Source organism: Neoroseomonas eburnea (assembly GCF_018129005.1).
GTDB classification, from domain to species: Bacteria; Pseudomonadota; Alphaproteobacteria; order Acetobacterales; family Acetobacteraceae; genus Neoroseomonas; species Neoroseomonas eburnea.
Genome location: NZ_JAAEDL010000022.1, coordinates 64,585 through 81,307, shown reverse-complemented (window position 1 = coordinate 81,307; position 16,723 = coordinate 64,585). Strand labels below are relative to the sequence as shown.

The following is a 16,723-nucleotide window of genomic DNA, read 5'->3' as shown; positions in this document are numbered from 1 at the left end:
CATGATCGGCTTCGACCGGGAGGGCATGGGCAGCGGCGGGTCGCTTGGCGGTGGCGCGGCGCAGGCGGGCAGCGGGGCGCTGCCGACGCCGCGCGCATCGTCCGGCGGCGCCAGCGCGACGGAGGAGGAATTCCGCCGGATCATGCGCAGCGGGAGCCTCGGCGAGATCTTCGGCGGCGTCTATCGGATGGTCACGCGATGAGCGATGAGGTCAAGCGCTTCCGGCGGAGGTACGACGAGGCGAAGCGGATCCGCGACCTTTCGGCGGCGGTGATCGATAGCTGCTACGAATATGCCCTGCCGCTGCGGCAGCGGACCTACATGATGACTGGGCAGCAGTTGCGGACAGACCGGCTGTTCGATGGCACGGCGGTCACGGCGCTGCAGGGGCTTGCCTCGCAGACGCTGGATGATGTCTGGCCGGCCGACCAGACGCCGTTCGAGCTGAAGTCGGGGCTTAAGGATGAGGGGCGCCGCGAGGAGGCGAACAGGATCCTGGCGGCCATCTCGCAGCAGATCATCGACCTGACGAACAACTCGAATTTCCGGTCGGCGGCGCATGAGATGCTGCTGGACTGGGGCATCGGCACGGGGTTCATGACGGTGAACCGCGGCACGGTGCTGACGCCGCTGGAATTCCAGGCGCTGCCGCTGACCGAGGTTGTGGCGGACCTGGGGCCGTTCGGGCGGGTAGACTTCCTGACGCGCGAGCGCGAGGTGCGGGCCGGCGAGATTGAGGTCATGTGGCCCGGCGCCACGATCCCGGCGGAGCTGCGGCGGCGCATCGAGCAGAACCCGGACCAGAAGGTGAAGGTTCTGGAAGGCGAGGAGCGGGACTGGACGGTCCGGAACGAGGAAGCCTGGCTCTTCCGGGTGGTGTGGGACGGGGAGATGCTGCTGCGCCGGCGCGCGCAGGGGATCGGCTCATGCTCCTTCGTGGCGCCGTCGTTCTCTCGGGTGAGTGGGGAGACGCTTGGCCGCGGGCCGGCGATGATGGCGCTACCGGATATCCGGGTCGCGAACGAGCTGAAGGAAATCCTGCTGGAGCATGCGGACCTGATCCTGTCGGGGATGTTCCAGTACGACGACGATGGCGTGTTCAATCCGGACACGGCGGAATTGGGGCCCGGGGCGCTGATCCCGCGCGCATCGGGGTCGCGCGGGCTGGAGCCGCTGGAGATCCCGAGCGACCTGCGGGTGGCGGACCTGCAGCTTTCCGAGACGCAGGCGCAGATCCGCGAAGCGATGTTCGTCAATGACCTGGGCGACCTGGGCAAGACGCCGCGGAGCGCGACCGAGGTCATGCAGCGGACGGCCGATCGCGCGCGCCGGCTGGCCGGCGCCTACGGGCGGTTGCTGACGGAATGGCTGTTCCCGCAGGTGGCGCGGACCTGGTGGCTGCTGCGCGACATGAATGGGGCGCGGGACCTGCCGCCGATCGACGGGGACCGCATCCGGGTTCGGCCGCTGTCCCCGCTGACGCGGGCGCAGGCGCAGGATGACATCCTGCGGCATCTGCGGTTCCTGGAGATCCTGCCGATGGCGGGCGGCCCGCAGGCGAGCCTGCTGATGGTGGACCAGGACAAGTTCGCGCCGTGGCTTGCGGAGAAGGTCGGGTTCAACCCGACGCTGCTGAGGCCGCAGATCAAGCGCGAGGCTCTGGCGGCCCAGGTGGCGCAATTGATGGCAGCGCAGGGCGCCGGGATGGTGGGCCAGTGAGCGAGGTCGTCAGCCGGGCTGATCGGTGGGCGGAAGCCCGCGAGGCCGCGGAGAGGCGGCGGGATGATCTGTGCGAGACCTATCTCGCGTGCTTCTCGACGCCTGCGGGACAGCGGGTGCTGCTGGATCTTGAGGCGTTCGTGCATGCGCAGGTTCTGACGCCGGACCGGACGGAGGCGGAGCTGCGCGACCATATGGGGCAGAAGCGGCTCCTGGGGATCATCATCGAGAGGATCGAGCATGGCCGACGAAAGCGGGCAGCAGCAGGATCAGGCGACGGCGGGTCAGGGCGCCGAGCTGCAGGGGCAGCAGGGCGCCCAGGCCGGCGCCGGCGGGGAACAGCGGCAGGGTAGCGGCGGCGGCGACAAGCCGCAGCGCCCGGACTACCTGCCCGAGAAGTTCTGGGACGCCGAGAAGGGCGAGCCGCGGATCGAAGGGCTGGCGAAGTCGTACAGCGAGCTGGAGAAGCGCAATTCCGGGCTGCGCCAGGCGCATCGCGCGGAGTTCGAGAAGGAGGTCTTCGGCGCGCGGCCGGAGAAGCCGGAGGGCTACGAGCTCAAGCCGCCGGCGGAGATGCCCGAGGGCGTCGTGATCCTGGAGAAGTACGAGCCGGGCATGGAGCTGGAGCCGGGCAAGACGTACTTCGCGCCGGACCCGGCGGACCCGCTGTGGGGCGAGGTCCGGGCGCTGGCGCATCGGGCCGGCCTTTCGAACGACGACTTCCAGAAGCAGGTGCTGCCGCTGGTGGCTCGGGTGGCAGGCGTGCGCGTGCCGACCGCGGACGAGCAAGCGCGCATGAACCGGGAGTTCGTGGCGTCCCTCGGCGAGAACGGCGAGCTGCGCGCGGAGCATCTGCGCGGCTGGCTGCGCGGCCGGGTCGGTCCGGAGAAGGCCGAGGCCATCGCGGCGTCGCTCAGCAGCCGGGCCGCCGTGGAGGCGTTCGAGGAGCTGATGGTCGCGAGCGGCGGGGCGCGGTTCTCCTCCTCGGCGGCCGGCGCGGCTGCGGCCCGGAAGAGCGAGGAGGAGCTGCGGGCGATGATGATGGATCCGCGGTATCAGACCGATCAGGCCTATCGGAGCGAGGTCACGGCGGGGTGGCAGCGCCTCTATGGCGGCCAGGATGCGGGGGTGCCGGCGCCGTTCGCGCGGGCGTCGTGAAGAATTTCGCTTGACGAGGCGCGGGGGCCTCTGGACAGCCGCATGATTGGCTGACGCAGAGGCCCTGCGAGGCGACCCGGACCCGAGAGGCAATCCGGCGGCGCCACGGGCGGGACAACCGAAGCGGGAGGCGGAAACGCAACCCATTTCGGAGGTTCCCGTGCCTCTTCCGACCATCGATCTCGCCTTCGTCAAGCAGTACGAGGCCGAGGTGCATGCCGCCTACCAGCGGCAGGGCTCCAAGCTCCGCGGCACCATCCGCACGAAGAACGGCGTGCGCGGCGCGTCCACCATCTTCCAGAAGGTGGGCAAGGGCAGCGCGACGCAGAAGGCGCGCCACGGCATCATCCCGGCGATGAACCTCGACCACAGCACGGTCGAGTGCACGCTGGCCGACTGGTACGCGGGCGAGTGGATCGACAAGCTCGACGAGCTGAAGATCAACCACGACGAACGCACCGTCGTGGTGAACTCCGAGGCCTGGGCGCTCGGTCGCAAGACCGACGAGATGATCATCACGGCGCTGGACAGCGTCGGCTCGGGCCAGAACGTCACCGGCTCTTCCGATCTCGCCGACAGCGCCGGCCTGACGAAGGCCAAGGTGCTGATGGCCATCCAGATGCTGAACGAGGCCGATGTGCCGGATGACGGCCAGCGGTTCGCGGTGGTGAGCCCCGGCGGCTGGACTGGCCTGATGAGCATCGCCGAATTCGCCTCCGCCGATTTCATCGGGGCGGACCTGCCGTATCGCCAGAGCATGGGGACGATGGCCCGCTCCTGGCTCGGCGTGAACTGGCTGATGCACTCGGGCCTCCCGATGGACACGACCTATCGGGAGAACTTCATCTACCACCGGACGGCGGTCGGCCACGCGATCGGCGCCGAGGTGACCACGGACATCACCTGGCACGGCGATCGCGCCGCGCACTTCGTCAACAACATGATGTCGCAGGGCGCGGTGCTGATCGACGGCACCGGCGTCGTGCGCATCAAGATCACGGAGCCGTAAGCCATGGCCTTCGAAGCGAAGAACCTCGAACTCCTGGCCGGCGGCAGCGGGCTCTGCATCTGGGGCTACAAGACCACGGATGCGGCGGCGGACGTGGACACGGCCGGGTACTTCAACGGCGCGGCCAATCGGCTGAAGGTCGGCGACCTGATCGTGCGCACGACCTTCACGACCACTGCCTTCACCACGCTCTCCTCGCAGGGCTTCCACACGGTGAGCGCGAACGACGGCAGCACCGTGGACGTGAACGACACGCTCGCGGTGACGGCCACCGACACCGACTGATCCGGCGGGGCGGGCCTCGGCCTGCCCCTTCTCCTTCGGCCATTTCAGGACCCCGCGAGGATGGCACCGAAGTTGAAGGAGGCAGCGGAAGGCGTCGTGCAGAACGTGCTTCTGACGGCGATCGCGCGCCTCACCATGGCGATCGGCGTCCCCGTCATGCTGGCCGCCGGCGCCTGGGCGGTGAACGAAATCCAGGGGCACGACCGCCGCCTCGGTCGAGTGGAGACCGAGAAGGCGGAGCTGATCCGCCGCCTCGCCGAAGTCGAGCGCCGCGGGAGTGAAGAGAGCGCCAGGCAGGCGGCGCGCTTTGCGACGATCGAGGCAGCGCTGGCGGGCCTCTCCGCGCAGCAGGCCGCGACGCTGCGGAGCGTGGAGCGGATCGAGCGGTATCTGGACCAGAGGAGCGGAGCACGCTGATGGACCCCCGGCAATCCCGCGGCTTCCGCAATCGCAACCCCGGCAACATCGACCACGTGCCGGCGAACCGCTGGCAGGGGCTGGCCGATCCTCCGCTTGAGCCGCCGCCCCCCGGCGGCGGGCGCCCGCGCTTCGCGCGCTTCGTCAGCCACGAATACGGCATCCGCGCGCTGGCGATGCTGCTGACCACCTACCAGGACCGCCACGGGCTGCGGACGATCCGCGGCATCGTCTCCCGCTGGGCGCCGGGCAGCGAGAACAACACAGCCGCCTACATCCGCCATGTCGCGGAGCTGATGAACCGCGATCCGGGCGAGACGCTGGACCTGCACACCTATGCCGACCTGCGACCGCTGGTGCAGGCGATCATCACGCACGAGCTCGGCGGCAACCCCTACGACCGCGCAACGATCGACGCCGGGCTGCGCCTGGCCGGCGTACCGAAGCCGGTGCAGACCGTGCGGGAGGCCGCAGCCACCGGGACGGGCCAGGGGGCGATCACGGTCGGCGCGGCGGCGGCGGCGGCGGCCACCGCGGCACCGGCGATCCAGGCAGTCGGGGGGCTGCCGATGTGGGTCGGGGTGGCGCTGGTGGTCGCTGCCGCCGCGGTCGCCATCGCCTATGTGCTGAGCCGCCGGAAGACGTCGGCCGAGCATGTCTGAGACCAGGCATCCCGAGACGTGGCATCTGCTGTTCCTCCGGCGGGAGAAGCAGGCGATCGCGCAGGAGGCGCTTGGACTGGGGGACGTGCTGCCCACGCTGGCCCACATCCACGCGAACATCGTGGGCCGGTTCGACTTCTGCTTCGATGAGGCGTTCTCCTGATGCCCGGAAATCCTGGCCCGAACCTCGGCCTGACCTATGGCTGGCTGCCCGGCGAGCCCGGCTGGGGCGTGAGCGGCTTCAACCCGAACATGGCCGCGCTGGATGCGGTCACGCATCTGGCGGTGCTCGGGCAGCAGAACAGCCCGCCGGGCGCGCCGTCCGCGGGGGATCGCTACATCGTCGGGACCGGCAGCGGTGCATGGGCCGGGCATGACGATGCGATCGCGCGGTGGAACGGCTCGACGTGGGATTTCTATGCGCCGGCGGAGGGCTGGCGCGCGTGGAACGCCGCGGCTGACGCCCTGTGGGTCTATTCGTCGGGCGCGTGGGGCGCGGCGCCGGCCGGGACCGTGGCCGCCGGCTCCATCACGACGGCGGAGCTGGGCGGCGACATCACGGCTGCCGGCAAGGCGCTGCTCGACGATGCGACGGCCGCCGATCAGCGCGCCACCCTCGGCCTCGGCCTCAGCGATGCGCAGCTCGACGACCTGTTCCGGGCCGCAGCGGGGATCGAGGCGTGATGCTCGCCGCCCTGTGGACGCGCATCCAAGGCTGGGTCGCGGCGGCCGGGCTGGTGCTGGGGGCGCTCGTCTCGGCTTGGGTCCTGGGCCGGCGGGGCGGCCGGCAGGCGGCGGAGCGCGACCAGCTCGCGGCGCGTGTCGAAGGAGCGGAGGAAAGAGCCCATGCGGATCGTGACGCTGCTCGTGCTGATGACCCTGCTGCCGAACTGCGCCGGGACTGGCAGCGCGGGATGTGAGGCCTGGCGGCCGATCCTGATCGGCGCCGAGGACCAGCTCACCACCGAGACAGCCCGCGCGATCCTCGCCCATAACCTGACCGGCCGGCGCCTCTGCGGCTGGTAACGCTTGCCTTGCCGCGGCCTCATCTGGACAGCGGATCGCGGAGGTCCGCATGCCCCGCAGCAAGATCGACGTCTGCAATGCCGCCCTGGCCATGGTCGGGGCCAACGCCATTGCGGCGTTCAACGATGGCTCCACCGAGGGCGCCGTCTGCGGCCAGCTTTACGAAAACCTCGTCGGAAAGGCGCTGCTCACCCCGGGCGGCTCGCCCATGCGCTGGTCATTCGCCAGCCGGCAGGAGCGCCTGGCCCCGCTGACCGATGTCCCGGCCGGGCGCTGGTCGAAGGCATGGCAGACCCCTGCCCTCTGCCTGAAAATCCATGCCGTCACCGAGAATGACCATCCGATCGCCTTCGCGATCTACGGCGACAAGATTTTCACCGACCAGCACGCGGACCTGATCTGCGACCACACCTTCCGGGCGGACGAGAGCCTGTGGCCGCCCGATTTCGCGGACGCGGTCAGCCACGAGCTGGCGCACCGCCTCGCCATGGCGCTGAACGAGAACGCCGAGCTCGCGGCCGAGCTGCGCCGGACGATGAATTGGGAGGGGGTGCGGACGGCGGACAGTCAGCAGCGGACGTCGCGCCGGCTGCGGGCAACCCGGTTGCGGGCGGCGAGGTTCGGCCGGTGAGCAAGCGTCGCCAGGGCCAGACCAACTTCGCGCTGGGGGAACTGTCGCCGCGGCTGGCCGGTCGCTCGGACATCGCGCTGTACCGCAACGGCGCTGCGCGCCTGCTGAACCGCCATCCGCTGGCGCAGGGCGGCACCAGCACCCGGCCGGGGACGCGCTGGATCACCTCCACCCTGCCGACGCCGGCCGCGATCCCGGCGCATGCACGCCTGCATCCCTTCGTGTTCAACCCGAGCCAGCGGTATGTCTGCCTGCTGGTGGAGGGGGCCATGTGGGCCTTCGATGCCGTCTCCGGCGCATTCGCCAACGGCGTCGTCGGCGCGCCATGGACGGGCTCCATGGTCCCAGACATGGGCTGGGTGCAGGCCGGCAACACGTCGATCCTCCTGCATCCCATCATGTTCCCGAAGCGCATCCTCCGCACCGGCGCAGCGTCCTGGGTGCTGACCGACATGCCGGTGGAAGTGCCGCCCTTCTCCCGGCTGCTGGATGCGGCGATCACGATGACGATCAGTGCGTCCGGCGCGGCCGGCACGGGCGGCGCGATCGGGTTCTCGTCCGGCGTCATGACCGCCAACTGGCTGGGCAAGCAGGTGCTGTATCGCGGCAAGCGCATGCAGATCACCGCCATCTTCACGCCGGCCGATGCGGCGTTCACCTGGCTGGAGGATGCGACTGGGCTCAGCACGGAGCACACCACCGATTGGCGGCATGAGGCCTGGTTGCCCGAGTTCGGCTATCCGAGCACGGGCGAGTTCATCGACGGCCGGCTGGTCCTGGCGGCATCGACCGCCGAGCCCAACGCGGTATGGGCCTCGCGCGCTGGCGCCTACTTCTCCTGGGAGACGGGCGCGAACGATGGCGATGCCATCGTCGAGCCGGTGGGTGGGGCGCAGGTCAGCCTCGTGCGGCATCTCGTCGCGCAGGAGCGGTTGCAGGTGCTGACCGACCGGGCCGTCTGGCAGCTTCGCGGCGCGGACAACGGCCCGATCACCCCGACGACGGTCGCATATCGCCGGCTGAACCAGATCGGCGCGAGCGAAGCGCAGCCGGTGGTCTATGACGGCGCCACGATCTTCGCCGACACGCCGGGCCGGAACCTCTACGAAGTGCTCTACGACGGAGCGACCGAGCGCACGGACGTCTCGCCGGTCAGCCTGATCGCGGAGCACCTGATCAAGCAGCCGGTCCGGCTAGAGCATGCGCCTGCGCGCGCGGCCCAGCCGGAGCCGCTGGTGCTGATGCCGAACGCGGACGGGACGATGACGGTGTTCCACTCCGTACGGTCGGAGCGGATCAGCGCGTTCTTCGAATGGGTCACGGATGGCGCGTGGCTCGACGTGTGCAGCGTAGGCGAGGACGTCTTCGCGCTGGTGAGCCGCGGCTCGTCTGGCATCGCGCTCGAGGAGCTGGTCTGGGATGCCGCGCCGCTGGACTGCGCGCGGCGTCTGACCTCGGCGGGCAAGACGCGGGTCTGGGGCGGCATGGGTCATCTGGCTGGGCGGACCGTCAGCGTCGTCTCGCGCGGCCACGACCTGGGCGACTACGTGGTGGACGGCAACGGCGTGGTGACGATGGGGCCGGACCGTCCGGAGGTGGACGAGGTCGAGATCGGATTGCGCTTCCTCCAGATCATCCGGCCGATGCCGATCGACTTCGACCTGGAGGAAGGCCCGGTGCGCGGGCTGAAGAAGCGGCTGATCCGTTGCTTTGTGCAGGTGGTGAACAGCGGGCCGTTCCGGGTGCAGGGGCGGCGGGTGCTGCTGGACTTCGTGGGCGACGACTTCGACAGCCCGCCGCCGGGCGGGTCGGGGATCATCGAGGTGCGGCTGCGGGGTGTGGATGAGGAAGCGGTGTTCGACATCGAGGTGGATCGTCCGCATCGCGTGACGCTCCTGTCTCTGACGCGGGAGGTATCGGTCGGTGGCTGAGACGGCAGTTCTGGCAGCGGTCGCGGCATCCGCCGTCGTTGGCGCAGGGACGGCGATCTATAGCGGCCAGCAGCAGGCCGCGGCAGCCAAGGCGCAGGCGCAGGCGACCGCGGCGCAATACGAGGAAGAGCGCCGGGCCGCGCGGCTGGCGGCAGAGCAGGAGGAGGCGGCGAAGCGTCGCGACCTCGGCCGCGTGCTGAGCGCGGCGGATGCGCTGCGGGCCGGGCGCGGGCTGGACCTCGGCAGCCAGACCGGTGAGGCGATCCGGCGCGCCAGCATCGACGCGGCCGAGGGCGATATCGAGACGATCCGCGCGAACGACAACCGCACCGGCCGGCGCCTCGGGCTGGCGGCCGATGCGGCGCTCCGGCGCGGCGGTGAGACGGCGAATGCGGCGATCATCGGCTCCTACGGCCAGGCGGTCGGCTCGCTCGCAAGCGGGGCGCGGCAGATTTACGGGATGACGCGATGAGCGGCACGGTTCCAGTCTATCGCTCGCAGGAGCGGATCCAGCGCCAGCCGGTGGTGGACACCTTCACCGGTGAGGGCGGCGCGATGGCGGCGCTGTCCCGCTCCATGGGCGAGTTGCAGAACGTCCTTGCCGCGACCGGCCGCGACATGCAGCAGGCGCGCGAGGAGCGGGAGATTGGCGAGGACCGCCGCGACATCCTCACGAGGCCGATGCGCGACGAGGCCGGGAACTACATGGTGCCCGAGCCGGGCGAATGGGGCACGCGCCGCGGCAGGCTGCGGAATGAGGCGATCCTGAACCGTCTCGCCGACGAGGCGCAGATCGAGGGACGCGAGGCGGCGGTGCGCTTCCGGCAGGAAGCCGGCGCCGATCCCGCGCGCTTCCAGGCGCTGTTCCGCGGCTGGGCCGAGGGGCGCACATCGCAGATGCCCGAATGGGTGCGGCAGCAGGCGGGCAGCGCATTCAGCCGCATCGCGAACGAGCATGTGCAGTCGCTGGCCCTCCAGCAGGTCGCGCGGGAGGATCGCAACCAAGCGGCCGGGTGGGAGGCGCATCTGCAGGTGCGCACCCAGGAACTGGAAGGCCTGGCGCGCGCCGGGCGGATGGACAGCCCCGAGTATCGGACGGCGCATGAGGCGGTGATCGGGCTCATCGACCGTGGCGTGCGCGAGGGCCGGCTGTCTCCCGAGGCGGCGGAGGTGCAGCGGCAGGCGCTGTCCGACCGGGTGACGGGCGTCGCGGTGGTGCGGGCGGGCATGGACCGTCTGGCCGAGGGCGCGACGGCCGAGGAAGTGCTGCGAGACTTCGACGCGGAGGCCGACCGGCGCGCCCTGCCGCTCAACCAGCGGGAGCGGCTGCGGAACCTGCTGGAGGCGCGGGTCAATGAGCGCCGGGCCGTGCAGGCCGAGCAGCGGACCGAGGTCGGGATCGAATGGACCGACATGCGGGCGCGCATCACGGGCGGCGTGCCGGTGGAGGCGACGGAGGTGGACGCGCTGGCGCGCCGGGCCGAGGGTGCTGGCGCCCGCGCGACCGCGGCCGAAATCCGGCGCACGCAGGAGGTGTATTCCAACCTGCGCGATGCCCAGGCGACAAGCCTCCCCGAGCTGACCCGGCAGTATTCGGCGCTGGTGCAGCGGGTGGCGACCGACCCGAACGCATCCTCGCGCGATGCCATCCTGGCGCAGCTCCTGGGCGAGGCGGTGACGCGCCGGCGGGAAGCGATGCGCCGCGACCCGCTCGGCACGGCCGCAGCCACCCATCGGCTCAACCCGAACGGCGGCGAGCTGATCCCGCTGGACATGTCGAGCCCGGAGAAGCTGGGCGAAGGGTTGGCGGCTCGCGCGCAGCAGGCGCGTCGGCTCGGGGCGCTCGAAGGCATGGCGGACAGCATGCCGGTGCTGACCGCGGCCGAGGCCGCGCAGCTCGGCGGCCTCGTGCGCAACGGGACGCGCGACCAGCAGATGGCTCTCCTGACGTCGCTGAACCGGCTGCCGGCGGACACCATGCGCCGGACCATGGAGGGCATGCTGCCCGGCCAGGAGAACGAGCGCGACCCGCGGGTGCTGTCTTTCATGGCGGCGGCGGGCGTCATGCAGCGCGACAGCCGGCTGGCGATCGAGATCATCAACGGCATGGAGCGCCTGCGCGCCACGCCGGCGCCGTCGCTGAATGGCGCGGAGGTGGACCGCTTCATCGAGGAGCGCGTGGGGCAGGCCTATGGGACGAACCCGGCGGCCTATGCGGCCGTCTCCGCTGCGGCGCGCGCGGTCTATGCGGAGCGCGCGGCGACGGGGATGGACCCATCCGAGCCGGGGGCGAGCCGGCGCGATCCGGGGCTGGCGCAGCGGTTCGACAGCGGGTTGATGCGGCGCGTGCTTGAGCAGGTGGCGCCGACGATCACCTACAACGGGCAGATGATCCCGCCGCCGGTGCGCAACGGGCAGGTGATGACCGAGGCGGCCTTCCGCGAGCAGATGCAGGGCATCCCTGCCCATGTGCTGAGCGGCGTCCGGGCGGCGAACGGTTCGCCGATCACCCCGGACATGGTGCGCCGCGATGGCGCGCTGATCGCGGTTGGCGAAGGGCGGTATGGGCTGACGATCCGGGGCTTCCGGGTCAACGGGCCGGACGGGCGGCCCTTCGTGGTGGACATGCGGCAGGACTGGCCGGCGCCGCCGGCGGCCGGCGATCCGAACGCCCCGCGCGGCATCCGCAACAACAACCCGCTGAACCTCGAATTCCGCTCCGGCCAGCCCGGCGTGGTGGGGAACGATGGACGCTTCGGCCGCTACCAGACGATGGAGGACGGCCTGTTCGCCGGCGCGCAGCAGATCCTCCGATGGGTGGACCGCGGCGACACCACGCTGACCGCGCTGATCACCCGCTGGGCGCCGCCGAGCGACAACAACGACACGGCGGCCTATGTGCAGCGCGTGGCGCGTGACACCGGCCTCAATCCCTCTGCGCCGATCAACTGGCGCGACCCGGCGGTGCTCGGATCGGTGATCCAGTCCATGGCGCACCATGAGAACGGCCAGCCGGTGGACGCCGAGGCGGTGCGGCGCGCCGTCGCGCGGGTGCTCGGCTGATGCTGATGGACCTCGGCGCCGGGCGCGGCGCATCCCCCCTTGAACTGCTGCCGGAACTGCCGGTCACGCCGGCCACCTTCTGGGAGCGGTTCTCCCTGGACTGGGAGGCGGACCGCGCTACGCGCCTCTCCATCTCCGAGCAGCGGAACGAGTTCGAGGTCTACGAGCAGGCCCGGGAAATCCTCCGGCGCGAGGGCTTCAACGCGCCGAACCCGCATGATGTCGGCTACGACACGCCGCTGGATTTCCTGCCCGGCCACGGCCTCGGCCAGCGGTTCTCCCGCAGCATCGCGCGTGAGGCGCTGATGCGGGCCTACGACCAGCAGGTGGCGCAGTTCCGCCAGCAGTTTCCCGACCGCGCCGGGGAGGTGATGACCGCGGTCGAGGTGCAGCAGCGCGCGCGGGAGAATGCGGTGCGCGCCTATCGCGCGTCGGAGACGCAGGCGCTGGTCGGTGGCGGGGCCCTCGGCGGCTTCCTCGGGCAGACCGCGGCGGCGCTCAGCGATCCCGTCACGGCGGCCACGCTGCCCTTCGGTGCCGGGGCGCGTGTGACAGGCGGCGCGGCGTGGAACATCGCGCGGACGGCGCTGATCGAGGCGGGCGTTGCCGCCGGCGCGCAGGTGCCGATCGAAGTCACGGCTGCGCCCTACCGCGTGTCGCTCGGCCTGCCGGCGGATGTGGGGGGCAGCCTGCTGTCCGCGGCGGCCGGCGGCGCCGTTCTCGGCGGCGGGGTCCGCGCGCTGGCCGAGGGCTGGCGGCTGCTGCGCGGGACAGGCCGCGTGCCGGATGGCGGTGGCGGCCAGCGGATCGACGATGCCCTGCATGTGCTGGAGGACCAGCAGCGCATCGTGGACAGCAACCCGGGCGTCCCGCCGCCGGTGCACGAGGCCAGGCTCGCCCGCGCGACAGAGACGGCGATGCAGGGCCGCCTTATGCCGGATGATGAGGTGGCGCCCTTCCCGGCGGAGGCGCGGGTCTACACCCCCTCCGGCCGGGCGGTGGGCGTGCGGTATGAGGTGGCGGAGCTGTCGGCGCTGACGCCGAGCCACACCGACGATTTCTCCCTGAACCCGGCCTATCCCCATGCCGAGGGCGTGCAGCCGCGACAGCGCGAGCGCGACGCCTCCCGCCGGCAGGTGGACGAGATCGCCGCCGGGCTGGAGCCGGAGCGCCTGGGCCGGTCCACCGAGGCCGGCAGCGGCGCGCCCATCGTCGGGCCGGACGAGGTGGTCGAGAGCGGCAACGGCCGCGTGCTGGCCCTGCGCCGCGTCTATGGAGACCCGGCCCGGGCCGGGCAGCAGGCGGCCTATCGCGCCTGGCTCGAGGCGCAGGGCTTCGACACCGCCGGCATGGCGCAGCCGGTGCTCATCGCCCGGCGCACCACGGCCCTGTCCCCGGACGAGCGCCGAGCCTTCGTGCAGGAGGCGAACAGCGCGCAGTCCCTGACCATGTCGGCGGCCGAGCAGGCGCGCGCCGACCGCGACCTGGTGGGCCGCATCCTGCCGCTCTACCGCGGCGGGGACATCGCCCAGGCCGGCAATGCCGAGTTCGTCCGGGCCTTCATGCAGGGGCTGCCGCAGACCGAGCAGGGCCGGCTCATGACTGCCCGCGGCAACCTCTCGGCCGAGGGAGGGCGGCGCATCCGCGGCGCTGTCATCGCCCGCGCCTATGGCGACGAGATGGGCCCGCTGCTGGATCGCATCCTGGACAGCGACGCGGACGGGATGCGGGCCATCGCCGGCGCGCTGCGGGACGTGGCTGGGCCCTGGGCGGCAATGCGGGAGGCCGCGGCGCGGGGCGAGATCGCGGAGGGGATGGACATCACCCCGGACCTGATCGGCGCGGTCCGCACCGTGCTGCATGCGCGGGAGAAGGGCCTGCGGGTCGCGGACGTGCTGGCGCAGATGGACCTGGACGCGCCGCCGCTCTCCGACAATGGCCGGGCCATGCTGGCGCTGATGTTCAACGGGCCGCAGTTCCAGCGGCCGGCGGGGCAGGCGACCATGACGCGCCGGCTGGCCGGCTATCTGGACGAGGCGATGAAGTCCCAGCCGGGCCGGGACATGTTCGGGGCGGAGGCGGCGCCCGCGCGGGACGTGCTGGACGCGGTGAGCGCCCGCGAGGCCGAGCCGCCCGACCCGGCCAGGGGCCGCCAGCGCGCCGCGGCGGCGACGGGGGACCGCACGGCGGAGGTGCAGGCCGGGGCGCAGGTGCCGGACGCAGAGTTCCTGGAGGCCCAGCGGATCGCCATGCAGCGGGATATCCAGGTCGGGATGGACGATGGCACGCGCGGCGCGCGCGAGCTGCTGGACGAGGTGGAGGCGGCGGCGAACGACGCGGATGCGGCGGCGGCGTGCCTCATCGGAGGGATGGCGGCCTGATGGCGGCGACGGACAACATCGCGAAATGTCTTGGTGATGCGGTCGATGCGGGCCGGATCAGCCGGGAGGGTGCGGAGCGCGCGCTGCGCGAGGTGAAGCGCGTCTTCGACGAGAACCCGGGCGTGAGCGAGGGTGCGGCGGCGGCCCGGGCTGCGGAGACGCTGAAGGCGGACGCGGCGCTGCGGAAGCGCCAGGCTGCCCTGCAGGTGACGGCGACTGATAGGGTGCTGCAGGACGTGGCGAGCCATCCGGAGGGCGCCTATCGCGGCACCTGGGCTGTCTTCGTGCGCGACCTGACCGGCAAGGCGACCTATTCCAACGTCGATGGCTGGACGCAGGCGGTTCGTGGCATCCTCTATGGCAAGATCGCGGATGTCCTGGACGCCTACCGGGCGAAGAACCTTGGCCTGACGCGCGACACCATCGGCTTGCAGCGGTTCATCCGCGACCTATACGGCGAGGCGTCCGGCGATCCGGTGGCGGCCAATGCCGCGCGGGCCTGGTCGGAGGCCGCGGAATACGCGCGGCAGCGGTTCAACGCGGCCGGCGGGAACATCCCCCGCAAGGAGGCGTGGCGGCTGCCGCAGCACTTCGACACGGAGACCGTGAAGCGCATGGGCCGCGCCGGCTTCGAGGACTGGATGCATCGCGCCGTGGAGGACGGCCGGCTGCGCATCTGGGACTATGAGGCGAACGCGCCGGTGGACCCCATCCGCCGGGCGGAGATCATCTCCCAGGCCTTCGAGCGGATCGACACCAACGGCCTGTCGGACCTGACGCCCGGCCAGGCCGGCTCGGCGAAGCTGGCCAATTCCCGGTCCGACCGCCGGGCCTTCGAATGGACCACCGCCGACGCATGGCTGGAGGCGAACCGCACCTTCGGCGGCGGCGACGCGGGCATCTTCGACCTGCTGGTGAACCACATCGACGGCATGGCGCGCGACATAGCGATGCTCGAAATCCTGGGCCCGAACCCGAATGCCACGGCCCGCGTGCTGATCGACAGCGCGCGCAAGGCCGGGGTCAGCGACAATGAGGCCTGGTATCTGGAGAACGCCTGGAACGTGGTGAACGGCACGGCGCTGTCGCCCGTCGCCGGCTGGAAAGCCTCCTTCTTCGGCGGCGTGCGCGCTTGGCTGTCCTCGGCGCAACTCGGGTCCGCGGTGCTTTCCTCCGTCTCCGACTTCCAGACCATGCGGCAGACCGCGGCGTGGAACGGCCTGGGCTCCAACGGGATCATGGGCGAGTACTTCCGCCTGCTGAACCCGGCCAATGCGGCCGACCGGAAGCTGGCGGTCCGGGCTGGCCTCATCGCGGATGGCTGGGCCCATCGCGCCCGCGCCGCGCAGCGCACCATGTTCGAGGAGATCGGGCAGACCCTGCCGGCGCGGATCAGCGACTTCGTGATGCGCATCTCCGGCATGAACGCCCATACCCAGGCGGCGAAATGGGCCTTCGGGATGGAGTTCCTGGGGCGGCTGGCAGACGACGCGGGCCACACCTTCGACGCGCTGGACCCGGCGCTGCGCCGGACCATGGAGCGGTATGGGCTGACGGCGGCCGAATGGAATTTGATCCGCACGAAGGGGCTGCATTCCGAGGACGGAGTTGACCTGATCTTCCCCGAGAACATGATGCGGGACGGCGACCGGGCGGCCGAGCGCGCCGCGACCCGGCTGCTGGAGATGATCGACGCCGAGCGGGGCTTCGCGGTGCTGGAACCCGGCGCGGCCGAGAAGGCGCTGACGCTTCAGGGCACGCGGGCCGGCACCTGGTCGGGCGAGTTCTGGCGCGCCACGACGCAGTACAAGAGCTTCCCCATCACCATGATGACGCGGCATCTCTACCGCGGCTTCAATGCGGGCGGGGCGACGGCGGCCGGGCTCTACCTCGCCCGCCTCGCGGTGGGGCTGACCGCCTTCGGCGCCTTCGCCATGCAGATGAAGGAGATCGCGAAGGGGCGCGACCCGCGCGACATGACCGACTGGCGTTTCTGGGGCGCGGCCTTCTTCCAGGGCGGCGGGGCCGGCATCGTCGGGGACTTCCTGAACAGCTCGCTGAACCGCGCCGACACCAGCTTCTACATGACGGCCATCGGCGGCCCGACCGCCGGGCTGGCGGATGACCTCGCCCGCCTCACCATGGCCAACATCTCCGCCACCACCGAGGGCAAGGATGCCAACTGGGGTCGGGACGCCGCCCGCTTCGTGCGCCGCAACACCCCCGGCACGTCCCTCTGGTATATGCGTCTCGCCTTGGACCGGCTGATGTGGGACCAGCTCCAGGCGATCCTGGACCCCGACGCGGCCCGATCCTGGCGGCGGACCGAGCAGCGGGCCCGGCAGGAGACCCGCCAGGAGTTCTGGTGGCGGCCCGGCGAGGCCGGCCCCGAGCGCGGCCCTGCGCTGGACCGTGCGATAGGTCTGGACGGCAGGTAGCCT

General features: G+C 71.4%; 17 protein-coding genes. All 17 read left to right on the top strand.

Annotation, left to right across the window (positions count from 1 at the left end):
- The first annotated feature begins 1 nt into the window (after window position 1).
- The 17 genes from GXW74_RS19870 to GXW74_RS19795 all read left to right on the top strand — a co-directional run bounded on the left by GXW74_RS19870 (window position 2) and on the right by GXW74_RS19795 (window position 16,720).
- Window positions 2-202 carry a hypothetical protein gene (locus GXW74_RS19870; RefSeq protein WP_211848290.1) on the top strand — a complete coding sequence of 67 codons (201 nt, stop codon included), beginning with the start codon at window positions 2-4 and terminating at the stop codon, window positions 200-202.
- On the top strand, window positions 199-1,719 hold the full coding sequence (locus GXW74_RS19865) for a portal protein (RefSeq protein ID WP_211848289.1): 1,521 nt from the start codon (window positions 199-201) through the stop codon (window positions 1,717-1,719). The genes GXW74_RS19870 and GXW74_RS19865 overlap by 4 nt, the downstream gene beginning before the upstream one ends.
- On the top strand, window positions 1,716-2,072 hold the full coding sequence (locus GXW74_RS28825; protein WP_456306990.1) for a Bbp19 family protein: 357 nt from the start codon (window positions 1,716-1,718) through the stop codon (window positions 2,070-2,072). The genes GXW74_RS19865 and GXW74_RS28825 overlap by 4 nt, the downstream gene beginning before the upstream one ends.
- Entirely contained in the window at window positions 1,960-2,877 is a 918-nt protein-coding gene (locus tag GXW74_RS19860) for a capsid assembly protein (protein ID WP_211848288.1), read from the top strand. The genes GXW74_RS28825 and GXW74_RS19860 overlap by 113 nt, the downstream gene beginning before the upstream one ends.
- A 160-nt stretch (window positions 2,878-3,037) precedes the next feature.
- Complete coding sequence (locus GXW74_RS19855; RefSeq protein ID WP_211848287.1) at window positions 3,038-3,886, top strand: phage capsid protein; 849 nt, start codon at window positions 3,038-3,040, stop codon at window positions 3,884-3,886.
- A 3-nt stretch (window positions 3,887-3,889) separates the two neighbouring features.
- Window positions 3,890-4,171 (top strand): hypothetical protein, encoded by a 282-nt coding sequence (locus GXW74_RS19850; RefSeq protein WP_211848286.1) that lies wholly within the window; start codon window positions 3,890-3,892, stop codon window positions 4,169-4,171.
- Window positions 4,172-4,231: 60 nt separating this feature from the next.
- A complete protein-coding gene (locus tag GXW74_RS19845; protein WP_211848285.1) occupies window positions 4,232-4,588 on the top strand; it encodes a hypothetical protein in 357 nt (118 codons plus the stop codon).
- Entirely contained in the window at window positions 4,588-5,250 is a 663-nt protein-coding gene (locus GXW74_RS19840; RefSeq protein WP_211848284.1) for a structural protein, read from the top strand. The genes GXW74_RS19845 and GXW74_RS19840 overlap by 1 nt, the downstream gene beginning before the upstream one ends.
- Window positions 5,243-5,413, top strand: a complete 171-nt coding sequence (locus GXW74_RS19835; RefSeq protein WP_211848283.1) for a hypothetical protein — start codon at window positions 5,243-5,245, stop codon at window positions 5,411-5,413. The genes GXW74_RS19840 and GXW74_RS19835 overlap by 8 nt, the downstream gene beginning before the upstream one ends.
- Window positions 5,413-5,934 (top strand): DUF2793 domain-containing protein, encoded by a 522-nt coding sequence (locus GXW74_RS19830; RefSeq protein ID WP_211848282.1) that lies wholly within the window; start codon window positions 5,413-5,415, stop codon window positions 5,932-5,934. The genes GXW74_RS19835 and GXW74_RS19830 overlap by 1 nt, the downstream gene beginning before the upstream one ends.
- A 162-nt stretch (window positions 5,935-6,096) precedes the next feature.
- The gene (locus GXW74_RS19825) at window positions 6,097-6,276 is read left to right on the top strand and encodes a hypothetical protein (protein WP_211848281.1); all 180 of its coding nucleotides are present in this window, start codon (window positions 6,097-6,099) and stop codon (window positions 6,274-6,276) included.
- A 49-nt stretch (window positions 6,277-6,325) separates the two neighbouring features.
- The gene (locus tag GXW74_RS19820; protein ID WP_211848280.1) at window positions 6,326-6,907 is read left to right on the top strand and encodes a hypothetical protein; all 582 of its coding nucleotides are present in this window, start codon (window positions 6,326-6,328) and stop codon (window positions 6,905-6,907) included.
- Window positions 6,904-8,838 (top strand): hypothetical protein, encoded by a 1,935-nt coding sequence (locus GXW74_RS19815; protein WP_211848279.1) that lies wholly within the window; start codon window positions 6,904-6,906, stop codon window positions 8,836-8,838. Before GXW74_RS19820 ends, GXW74_RS19815 begins: the two co-directional genes overlap by 4 nt.
- Window positions 8,831-9,310, top strand: a complete 480-nt coding sequence (locus tag GXW74_RS19810) for a hypothetical protein (protein WP_211848278.1) — start codon at window positions 8,831-8,833, stop codon at window positions 9,308-9,310. The genes GXW74_RS19815 and GXW74_RS19810 overlap by 8 nt, the downstream gene beginning before the upstream one ends.
- Window positions 9,307-11,901: a hypothetical protein gene (locus GXW74_RS19805; RefSeq protein ID WP_211848277.1), complete on the top strand. Its 2,595-nt coding sequence runs from the start codon at window positions 9,307-9,309 to the stop codon at window positions 11,899-11,901. Before GXW74_RS19810 ends, GXW74_RS19805 begins: the two co-directional genes overlap by 4 nt.
- Window positions 11,901-14,282 (top strand): hypothetical protein, encoded by a 2,382-nt coding sequence (locus tag GXW74_RS28440; RefSeq protein WP_211848276.1) that lies wholly within the window; start codon window positions 11,901-11,903, stop codon window positions 14,280-14,282. Before GXW74_RS19805 ends, GXW74_RS28440 begins: the two co-directional genes overlap by 1 nt.
- The gene (locus GXW74_RS19795; protein WP_211848275.1) at window positions 14,282-16,720 is read left to right on the top strand and encodes a hypothetical protein; all 2,439 of its coding nucleotides are present in this window, start codon (window positions 14,282-14,284) and stop codon (window positions 16,718-16,720) included. The genes GXW74_RS28440 and GXW74_RS19795 overlap by 1 nt, the downstream gene beginning before the upstream one ends.
- Window positions 16,721-16,723 lie beyond the last annotated feature (3 nt).

Excerpts from the sequence above, each read along its gene's own strand:
- GXW74_RS19840 (WP_211848284.1), top strand. The coding sequence starts at position 4,588 with ATGGACCCCCGGCAATCCCGCGGCTTCCGCAATCGCAACCCCGGCAAC.
- GXW74_RS19820 (WP_211848280.1), top strand. The coding sequence starts at position 6,326 with ATGCCCCGCAGCAAGATCGACGTCTGCAATGCCGCCCTGGCCATGGTC.
- GXW74_RS19845 (WP_211848285.1), top strand. The coding sequence starts at position 4,232 with ATGGCACCGAAGTTGAAGGAGGCAGCGGAAGGCGTCGTGCAGAACGTG.
- GXW74_RS19835 (WP_211848283.1), top strand. The coding sequence starts at position 5,243 with ATGTCTGAGACCAGGCATCCCGAGACGTGGCATCTGCTGTTCCTCCGG.
- GXW74_RS19860 (WP_211848288.1), top strand. The coding sequence starts at position 1,960 with ATGGCCGACGAAAGCGGGCAGCAGCAGGATCAGGCGACGGCGGGTCAG.
- GXW74_RS19830 (WP_211848282.1), top strand. The coding sequence starts at position 5,413 with ATGCCCGGAAATCCTGGCCCGAACCTCGGCCTGACCTATGGCTGGCTG.
- GXW74_RS28440 (WP_211848276.1), top strand. The coding sequence starts at position 11,901 with ATGCTGATGGACCTCGGCGCCGGGCGCGGCGCATCCCCCCTTGAACTG.
- GXW74_RS19805 (WP_211848277.1), top strand. The coding sequence starts at position 9,307 with ATGAGCGGCACGGTTCCAGTCTATCGCTCGCAGGAGCGGATCCAGCGC.
- GXW74_RS19865 (WP_211848289.1), top strand. The coding sequence starts at position 199 with ATGAGCGATGAGGTCAAGCGCTTCCGGCGGAGGTACGACGAGGCGAAG.
- GXW74_RS19870 (WP_211848290.1), top strand. The coding sequence starts at position 2 with ATGATCGGCTTCGACCGGGAGGGCATGGGCAGCGGCGGGTCGCTTGGC.
- GXW74_RS19795 (WP_211848275.1), top strand. The coding sequence starts at position 14,282 with ATGGCGGCGACGGACAACATCGCGAAATGTCTTGGTGATGCGGTCGAT.
- GXW74_RS19850 (WP_211848286.1), top strand. The coding sequence starts at position 3,890 with ATGGCCTTCGAAGCGAAGAACCTCGAACTCCTGGCCGGCGGCAGCGGG.
- GXW74_RS19825 (WP_211848281.1), top strand. The coding sequence starts at position 6,097 with ATGCGGATCGTGACGCTGCTCGTGCTGATGACCCTGCTGCCGAACTGC.